Annotated in this window: 8 protein-coding genes; 6 read left to right on the top strand and 2 right to left on the bottom strand. The window is 64.2% G+C overall.

The features are described from left to right. The 3 genes from EOA49_RS28170 to EOA49_RS28180 form a co-directional block, all read left to right on the top strand. Window positions 1-640, top strand: a 640-nt coding sequence (locus EOA49_RS28170; protein WP_127243481.1) for an AEC family transporter, incomplete at its 5' end; no start/stop codon positions are given. A gap of 152 nt (window positions 641-792) precedes the next feature. Further along, window positions 793-2,250 (top strand): NAD-dependent succinate-semialdehyde dehydrogenase, encoded by a 1,458-nt coding sequence (locus EOA49_RS28175; RefSeq protein ID WP_127241315.1) that lies wholly within the window; start codon window positions 793-795, stop codon window positions 2,248-2,250. Between the two features lie 96 nt (window positions 2,251-2,346). Continuing rightward, window positions 2,347-3,369 (top strand): aldose epimerase family protein, encoded by a 1,023-nt coding sequence (locus EOA49_RS28180; protein WP_127241316.1) that lies wholly within the window; start codon window positions 2,347-2,349, stop codon window positions 3,367-3,369. Here the strand turns inward: EOA49_RS28180 and EOA49_RS28185 are convergent. Further along, window positions 3,366-4,286, bottom strand: coding sequence for a sugar kinase (locus tag EOA49_RS28185; RefSeq protein WP_127241317.1), 921 nt, complete (start codon window positions 4,284-4,286; stop codon window positions 3,366-3,368). The genes EOA49_RS28180 and EOA49_RS28185 overlap by 4 nt on opposite strands. Window positions 4,287-4,440: 154 nt before the next feature. On the opposite strand from EOA49_RS28185, the gene EOA49_RS28190 reads away from it, so the two are divergent. Both EOA49_RS28190 and EOA49_RS28195 read left to right on the top strand, forming a co-directional pair. Further along, on the top strand, window positions 4,441-4,884 hold the full coding sequence (locus EOA49_RS28190) for a FixH family protein (protein WP_067329635.1): 444 nt from the start codon (window positions 4,441-4,443) through the stop codon (window positions 4,882-4,884). Between the two features lie 7 nt (window positions 4,885-4,891). After that, entirely contained in the window at window positions 4,892-6,100 is a 1,209-nt protein-coding gene (locus EOA49_RS28195) for a cytochrome c peroxidase (RefSeq protein ID WP_127243482.1), read from the top strand. Window positions 6,101-6,159: 59 nt separating this feature from the next. Here EOA49_RS28195 and EOA49_RS28200 read toward each other — a convergent pair whose 3' ends face one another. Continuing rightward, complete coding sequence (locus EOA49_RS28200) at window positions 6,160-6,612, bottom strand: Lrp/AsnC ligand binding domain-containing protein (RefSeq protein ID WP_095778463.1); 453 nt, start codon at window positions 6,610-6,612, stop codon at window positions 6,160-6,162. A gap of 165 nt (window positions 6,613-6,777) precedes the next feature. Between EOA49_RS28200 and EOA49_RS28205 the strand changes: the two genes are divergently transcribed. Next, window positions 6,778-8,357: proline dehydrogenase family protein (locus tag EOA49_RS28205; RefSeq protein ID WP_206520236.1), on the top strand; the 1,580-nt coding region annotated here is incomplete at its 3' end.

Below are 8,357 nucleotides of genomic sequence, written 5' to 3' on the forward strand. Positions count from 1 at the left end.
TTCCAATGTCGTGCTGCTTGGCGCGCCCTTCATCCTAGGCATATTCGGCACCAGCGGCTTCGAGGTGCTGTCGCTGCTGGTCTCGATCCATCTGCCTGTCATGATGATGGCGTCAATCGTGCTGTTCGAGATGTTCGGCCGTCGCGGCGAGCAGTCCGTGCATCAGTTGCGCGTCATCCGGAATTTCCTCAGGCGGCTGTTCGTCAACCCGCTTATCATTGGCATTCTCGCGGGGCTCGCCTGGCGCTTCACCGGCGCGCCGATGCCGCCGCTGATCGGGCGGCTGGTCGACGCGCTGGCCGATACGGCCGGGCCGGTGGCGCTGTTTGCGATGGGGCTCAGCCTGTGCCGCTTCGGCATATCCGGCAACATCCGCCCGGCACTCGCGCTGTCGGCGCTGAAACTCTTCCTGATGCCGGCCTTGGTGCTGCTCGCGGTCTGGCTGCTCGACCTGCCGCCGCTGACGGCAAAGGTCGCCGTGGTCGTGGCGGCGCTGCCTTCCGGCATCAATTCCTATCTCATCGCCGTTCAGTTCAACACCGGACAAGCGCTGGCGTCCAACCAGATGACGATCGCCACGGCCAGCGCGGTGCTCACCACATCCTTCTGGCTGACGGTGGTCCTGCATGTGTTCGGCTAGCGCTCGTCTTTGCTGGCCCAACCCCTATATGCCATCTTGTGATTGCTTGCCGGGCTTTCCCTAGGTAAGAGCAATGCGCCAGCGTGCAGCCTTGCACGCCCCCGAATATCCAGAAAAACGGCCGATCAGCGCGCCGAAACGGAGGCCAGACCATGCTTCAGAAAACCAGTCATTTCATGCGCCAGGCCAATCTCATCAACGGCGAATGGGTGCAGGCCGACAGCGGCCAGACCATCGACGTCAACAATCCGGCGACCGGCCTGAAGATCGGCACCGTGCCGAAGGCCGGCAAGACCGAAACCCGCCGCGCCATCGAGGCCGCCGATGAAGCATTCAAGAGCTGGCGCAAGACCACCGCGCTCGAGCGCTCGAAGCTTCTGCGCAAGCTGCACGACGCAATGATGGACAATCAGGACGTGCTGGCCGAGTTGCTCACCATCGAGCAGGGCAAGTCGCTGTTCGAATCCAAGGGCGAGATCGGCTCGGCCGCGAGCTATATCCTCTGGTTCGCCGAGGAAGGCCGCCGCACCTATGGCGACATCGTGCCGTCGCCCTGGGGCGACCGCCGCATCCTGGTGACGAAGGAGCCGGTCGGCGTCATTGCCGCCATCACGCCATGGAACTTCCCGTCCTCGATGCTCGCCCGCAAGCTCGGACCGGCGCTGGCCGCGGGCTGCACGGCCGTGGTCAAACCGGCCTCGCAGACGCCTTATTCGGGTCTCGCCTGGGGCGCGCTCGCCGAAGAGGTCGGCTTCCCCAAGGGCGTCATCAACATCCTGACCGGTTCGGCCGGCGAGATCGGCGACGAGATCTGCGCCAACCCGCTGGTCAAGAAGATAACCTTCACCGGCTCGACCGAGGTCGGCAAGATCCTGATTCAGAAGTCGTCGACGACGGTCAAGAAAGTGTCGATGGAACTCGGCGGCAATGCTCCGTTCCTGGTCTTCGACGATGCCGACATCGATCGCGCCGTCACCGGCGCCATCACCGCGAAGTACCGCAATTCCGGCCAGACCTGCGTCTGCACCAACCGCTTCCTCGTCCAGGCGGGTATCTATGACAAGTTCGTCGAGAAGCTCGCCGCTGCCAGCAACAGTCTGAAGGTCGGCTCCGGCCTGGAAGAAGGCGTGCAGCAGGGGCCGCTGATCGACGAGAAAGCGGTCGAGAAGGTCGAGGAACTGATCGCCGATGCCACCTCGAAGGGCGGCAAGGTCGTTGCCGGCGGCAATCGCCATGCGCTCGGCGGCTCGTTCTTCCAGCCGACGGTCATCGCCGACGCCACGCCCAAGATGCGCTTCATGAAGGAAGAGATCTTCGGGCCGGTCGCCCCGGTGTTCAGGTTCGAGACCGAGGAAGAAGCGATCGCATTGGCCAACGACACCGAGTTCGGCCTCGCCTGCTATTTCTACACCGGCGATCTCGGCCGCGCCTTCCGCGTCATGGAAGGGCTGAAATACGGCATGGTCGGCGTCAATGAAGGCCTGATCACCACGCCCGAGGCGCCGTTCGGCGGCGTCAAGGAATCGGGCCTCGGCAAGGAAGGCGGACATCAGGGCATCGAGGACTATCTCGACACCAAATATGTCTGCCTCGGTGGCCTCGGCCTCTGACACCGCTCGACTGGCGGGGCAGGCATCAGGCCTGCCCTTGCCGGAGATGGCCGGCGTAGTCCACAGATCAATGAACTGACGTTTTCGGGCACAGCGATGAAGGACGGCGAGGTCTTCGGCACGACGCAGGCGGGCGAGGCCGTTCGCCGCTTCACCATCCGTGGCGGTGGTCTCACGGCCAACATCATCGGGCTTGGCGCGATCATCCAGGATCTGCGGCTCGCCGGCCATGATGCGCCGCTGGTGATGGGCTACGACCAGTTCGAGCCCTATGAGACCGACCGCGCCTATTTCGGCGCCGTCGTCGGCCGCTTCGCCAATCGCATTCGCGACGGCCGCTTCACCATCGCCGGCAAGCGCTACCAGACCGAGCGCAATTTTCTAGGGAAACACACGCTGCATGGCGGCTCGGAGGGCTATTTCCACCGGCCATGGTCGGTCTCGCTGCACGGGCGCGATTTCGTGACGATGACACTGCACGATCCCGATGGCACGATGGGCTTTCCAGGCGCGCTGGACGTCACCTGCACCTACCGGCTGAAGATCCCCGGCACGCTCAGCATGGAACTGACCGCCACATGCGAGGAGCCGACGCTCTGTAATCTTGCGCAGCACTCCTACTTCAATCTCGACGACGGGGGCGCGGGCGACATTCTCGACCACCGGCTGATGCTCAATGCCGGCGCTTATACGCCCGTCGACGCAGAGATGATCCCGACCGGCGCGGTGAAGCCCGTCGACGGCACGCCCTATGACTTCCGCCAGGCGCGGCCGCTGCGCATGGAATCGGAAGGCGAGCAGCTTCCCTACGATCTGAATTACTGCCTCGCCTCCAGCCGTGGACCGCTGCACCAGGCAGCCTGGGTGCAGGGCGCCAGTTCCGGCGTCGAAATGGAAGTCTGGACCACCGAGCCCGGCCTGCAGCTCTATATCGGCCAGTATGTCGCGCCGTCCTCCCCTGGGCTGGACGGGCGCGGCTACAAAGCCTTTTCAGGCTTCTGCCTCGAAGCTCAGACCTGGCCCGACGCGCCGAACCGGCCCTATTTCCCACAGGCCACGCTTTGGCCGGGCCAGATCTACCATCAGGTGACGGAATACAGGTTCCGGCTCCCTAGCTAGATCCCAAAGGCTGTTCTTAGAATCTCGAACGGCGCGAGCGCGCCGCGCACCTGTACGACGGCCGCAGCCACCCGATGCGCGCGCCGAACCGCGTCGACTGGGGCGTGACCGGCAAGCCGGGCGGCGAGATAGCCGCCGTTGAAGGAATCGCCGGCGCCGGTTGTATCGACAGGCGAGGCGACATGCACTGCCTCGATTGTTTCCGAGGCGCCGTCCACGGCAATCAATGCCGGCTGCTCGCCGTTCTTGACGACAACCTCGCCGACCACTCCTCCGAGACGCCTGGCAGTTGTTTCCGGCGCCTCATCGCCAAACAGCATCTGCTCATCCGGAAAAGTGGGCAATGCGATATCCGCGACGGCGAGCGCTTCCAAGATCGCAGCCTGCGCGGTTTCACGGCTCGGCCACAGCCTGGGACGGTAATTCGGGTCAAAGGCGACCAGCGAACCCGCCGCGTGTGCTGTCGCGACGGCCGAAAGCAGGGTTTTGCGCGCGGCATCATCCAGAATTGCCAAAGTGATTCCGGAAAAATAGACAAGCGCCTGGTTTTCAAGACTTTTCGCCAGTGCCGCTGCATCGGAGGCAAGCTGGCGCGCGGCAGCATCGCTTCGCCAGTAAGTGAAGGCGCGCTCGGCTCCAGTGAGCGTGATGGCGTAAAGGCCCGGTCTTGCGCCGGCAATGACCGGGCTGCTGCCGATACCGATGCCGTTCTGGGCTAAGAACGCGATCTGATCGCGGGAAAAAGGGTCGTCGCCGAAGGCCGAGACATAGGTCGCGGGCCGGCCGGGGCTGAGCGCATGCAGCGCCCATAGCGTATTGAAGGTGTCGCCGGCAAAGCCCATACGCCAGTTCGGTCCTGCCTGGCCCGACAGTTCGAGCATGCATTCGCCGATCGACGCGACACCATTGGCTTCCATATGCCTTGTCCTCCTAAAGCTTTGGTGCTGTAGCTTTTTGCAGCCGGCAGCGCCATGCTTGGCGCAGGCCGATTTTTGCGCCAGAAGCGATTTCCCACAGGCGGGAGGGATGCTGCGCGCAGCCCGTGACGTTATCAGCCGAAGAGGAGCCGGTTTGGCATCGATATGGCGTTACATTCTTGCGGGTCTCGGTCTTGCTGCCCTGCTGGTCGGCATTCTGACTGTCGTCTACCTGACGGCGCCGCATTCGGCACCGGGCCCCGATACGTCGCGTTCGAAAAAGACGGCGAGCGGCCTGTTCGTTGCGAGCTTCGAGCCGGAGCGCGGCGTCATCCGGCAGGGCGAGCTGCAATCCTGGCTGCTGACACTGAAGACCTCCGCCGGCGCTCCGGTGGAGGGCGCCGCGATCACCGTTTCCGGCGGCATGCCGCAGCACAATCACGGCCTGCCGACCAGCCCGCAGGCGACCGACTATATGGGGGCGGGACGCTACCGCATCGACGGCGTGAAATTCACCATGACCGGCTGGTGGCAATTGCGCTTCGCGATCTCGGCGGCGGCGGGTTCCGATTCCGTCGTCTTCAACATCGTGTTGTGAGCGGCCGATGAAGCGTCTTCTCCGCCTCGCAAACCTGTCCGCTCTGGCTGCGCTCGCTTGGCTTGGCGGTTGCGGCGAGCCCGAGTTCAGCGACGCCGAGAAGAAGGCCATCGCCTCGCTGGCGTTGAACACGCTGCCGGCGCTCAAAGCGGACATGACGAACCAGTATGCCGATGTGCCGGCCGCTGCGGCGCTCGGATCGACGCTGTTCTTCGATGTCGGCATGAGCCGCGACGGCACGGTGTCCTGCTCGACCTGCCACAAGATCGACCGTCAGTTCCAGGACGACCTGCCGCGGGCGGTCGGCGTCGGCCACACCAATCGCCGAACCATGCCGCTGGCCGGCGTGGCGCGCGATCCTTGGTTCTTCTGGGACGGACGTCGCGACAGTTTGTGGGCGCAAGCGCTGACGCCGCTCGAAAACCCGCTGGAGCAGGCCGGCAACCGCGCGGCCTTCGCGCATTACATCAAGGACCGGTTCGGCGAGCGCTATGAGCGCATTTTCGGGCCGCTGCCCGATCTTTCCACCGTGCCGGCCAATGCCAGCCCGCTCGGCACCGAGGCCGAAAAGGCGGCATGGAACGCCATGCCCGCCAGGCAGGCCGAAGACGTCAACCGCGTCTTTGCCAATATCGGCAAGGCAATCGCGGCCTTCGAGCGCTCGATCGAACCTGGGCAGACGCGTTTCGACCGCTTCGCGATCGACCTCGCGACCGGCACCAAGCCGCAAGGCGATGCTGCCTTCTCGCCGGAAGAGATCCTCGGGCTGAAGCTGTTCATCGGCAAGGCCAATTGCGTGACCTGCCATAACGGGCCGCGCTTCACCGACAGTTCGTTCCACAACACCGGCGTGCCGCCGGTCAAAGATCTGCCGCCCGACCGCGGCCGGGTCGATGCCGTGGCTCAAGTGCAGGCGGACCCGTTCAACTGCTTCGGCAAGTTCCGCGACGGCGATGAAAGCGCCTGCCGCGAATTGCGCTTCATGGTGAAGGACGGGCAGCAACTCGTGCGCGCCTACAAGACGCCGTCGCTCAGGGGGGCAGCTACGCGTGCGCCCTACATGCATGCCGGGCAGTTCTCGACCCTCGACGAGGTGGTGGCGCATTATTCGAAAGCGGCGCCCAGCGTTGAAGGCGTTTCGGAGATCCACCCGCTCGAGCTTTCCGATCGCGAGCGCGCGGCTCTGGTGGCGTTCCTGAAGACTCTGTCGGAGTAGAGTCTTAATTTTGCGCGATTCCGGACGGAAAACGGCTGCGCACCTTTCCTGGAATTGCGCTAGCGATCCTTCACCGTTTCCATCGCCACGAAGGTGGAAGTCTGTGCCACGTGGGGAAGGGCCGAAATGCGCTCGCCGAGCACGCGGCGGTAGGCGGCGATATCGGTGGTGCGGACCTTCAGGAGATAGTCGAAGCTCGACGCCATCATATGGCACTGCTCGATCTCCGGCACGCCCTGCACCGCGCGGTTGAACGCGTCGAGCGCCGCCGAGCGCGTATCCGACAGCTTCACCTGGACGAAGGCGACATGTCCTTCGCCCATGCGCTCCCGGTCGATAATCGCGCGATAGCCTCTGATGTAGCCCTCCTTCTCAAGACGCTTCACACGGGCCTGCACCGGGGTCTTCGACAGCCCGACCTTCAAAGCCAGCTCGGACATTGAAAGCCGGCCGTCGCGCCCGAGCGCGGCCAGGATGTTGCGGTCAATGCGGTCCAATTGGTCTTCGCTCATCGGTCTTACGGTCAAAATGGCGGGAGCTAAGCCTATACGATAGCTCGAATGGACTGTCTCGTCGATTTCTTTGGACCGACCTGGGCTCCCAGCTGTGCTAGCGTTGCGCCAATCGGTCCGGCGACCGCCAGACCTGCTCGCTAACGCTTGCTCTCAGGATCCGACATGCCGCTCGATGCCATCCGCCAGCAGATCCGCGCCAACTATTTGCCCGACGAAGACGAGGCGGTGAGGCGACTGTCCGCGGCTGCCAGGCTTTCGGCGGAAGAGCGCAAGGCGATCTCGGCGCGTGCGGCCGATCTGGTGCGCGCGGTGCGCGGCTCGAGCGACCCTCGGCTGATGGAGGTTTTTCTTTCGGCTTATGGCCTGTCGACCAAGGAAGGCGTGGCGCTGATGTGTCTCGCCGAGGCGCTACTGCGCGTTCCCGATGCCGAGACGATGGACGATCTCATCGCCGACAAGATCGCGCCCCATGACTGGTCGGCGCATTCGGGCAGCTCGAGTTCCATTTTCGTCAACGCCTCGACCTGGGCGCTGATGCTGACGGGCCGCGTGCTCGATGAAGGCGAGGGCGGTATCGAAGGCACGCTGCGCGCCATGGTGCGCAGGCTCGGCGAGCCGGTCATCCGCAAGGCCGTGGCGGCGGCGATGCGCGAAATGGGCGAGCAGTTCGTGCTCGGCCGCACCATCGCCGAAGCGGTCAAGCGCGGCCGTCCGATGACGCAGAAGGGCTATCTCTATTCCTTCGACATGCTGGGTGAGGCGGCCCGCACCGAGGCTGATGCGCTGCGCTATCACCGCGCCTATGCGGATGCGATTTCCTCGCTCGACGCGGGGTCCAATGGCCCGGACATTCGCTACAACCACGGCATTTCGGTCAAGCTTTCGGCACTGCATCCGCGCTATGAGGTGGCGCAGAAGGAGAAGATGCTGCCGGTAATGGCCGAGCGGCTGTTGTCGCTGGCGCTTGCCGCGCGGCATTCGCGCATGGGCCTCAACATCGATGCCGAAGAGGCCGACCGGCTCGATCTGTCGCTCGACGTCATCGAACGCGTGCTCGCCGAACCGGAGCTTGCCGGTTGGGATGGTTTCGGCGTCGTCGTCCAGGCCTATGGCCCGCGCGCGGCCTTCGTCATCGACTGGCTCTATGCGCTTGCCAAAAAATACGACCGCAAGATCATGGTGCGGCTGGTGAAGGGCGCCTATTGGGACACCGAGATCAAGCGGGCACAGACGCTTGGGCTTGCCGGCTATCCGGTCTTCACCCGCAAGACCAACACCGACGTCTCGTATCTGGCCTGCGCGCGAAAACTGCTGTCGATGACCGACCGCATCTACCCGCAATTCGCCACCCACAACGCGCACACGGTGGCTGCCATCCTGTCGATGGCGAAGGATCGCGACTCCTTCGAATTCCAGCGTCTGCACGGCATGGGCGAATCGCTGCACGAGACGGTGCGCAAGGCCGAAAGGACGCGCTGCCGCATCTACGCGCCGGTCGGTGCGCATTCCGACCTGCTCGCCTATCTGGTGCGGCGGCTCTTGGAAAACGGCGCCAACTCCTCTTTCGTCCACCAGTTGACCGACGAGGAGGTCGAGCCGGAAGAAATCGCCCGCGACCCGCTGGAGGCTGTAGAGAAACAAGGCCCCGCCGCCAATCCGGCGATCGCGCGGCCCGCCGCGATCTTCGGCGCCCACCGGCGCAATTCAAAAGGATTCGACATCAGTGATGCGGTGACTCTTGC

Origin of the sequence: Mesorhizobium sp. M1A.F.Ca.IN.020.04.1.1 (genome assembly GCF_003997315.1) — a bacterium.
GTDB lineage: Bacteria > Pseudomonadota > Alphaproteobacteria > Rhizobiales > Rhizobiaceae > Mesorhizobium.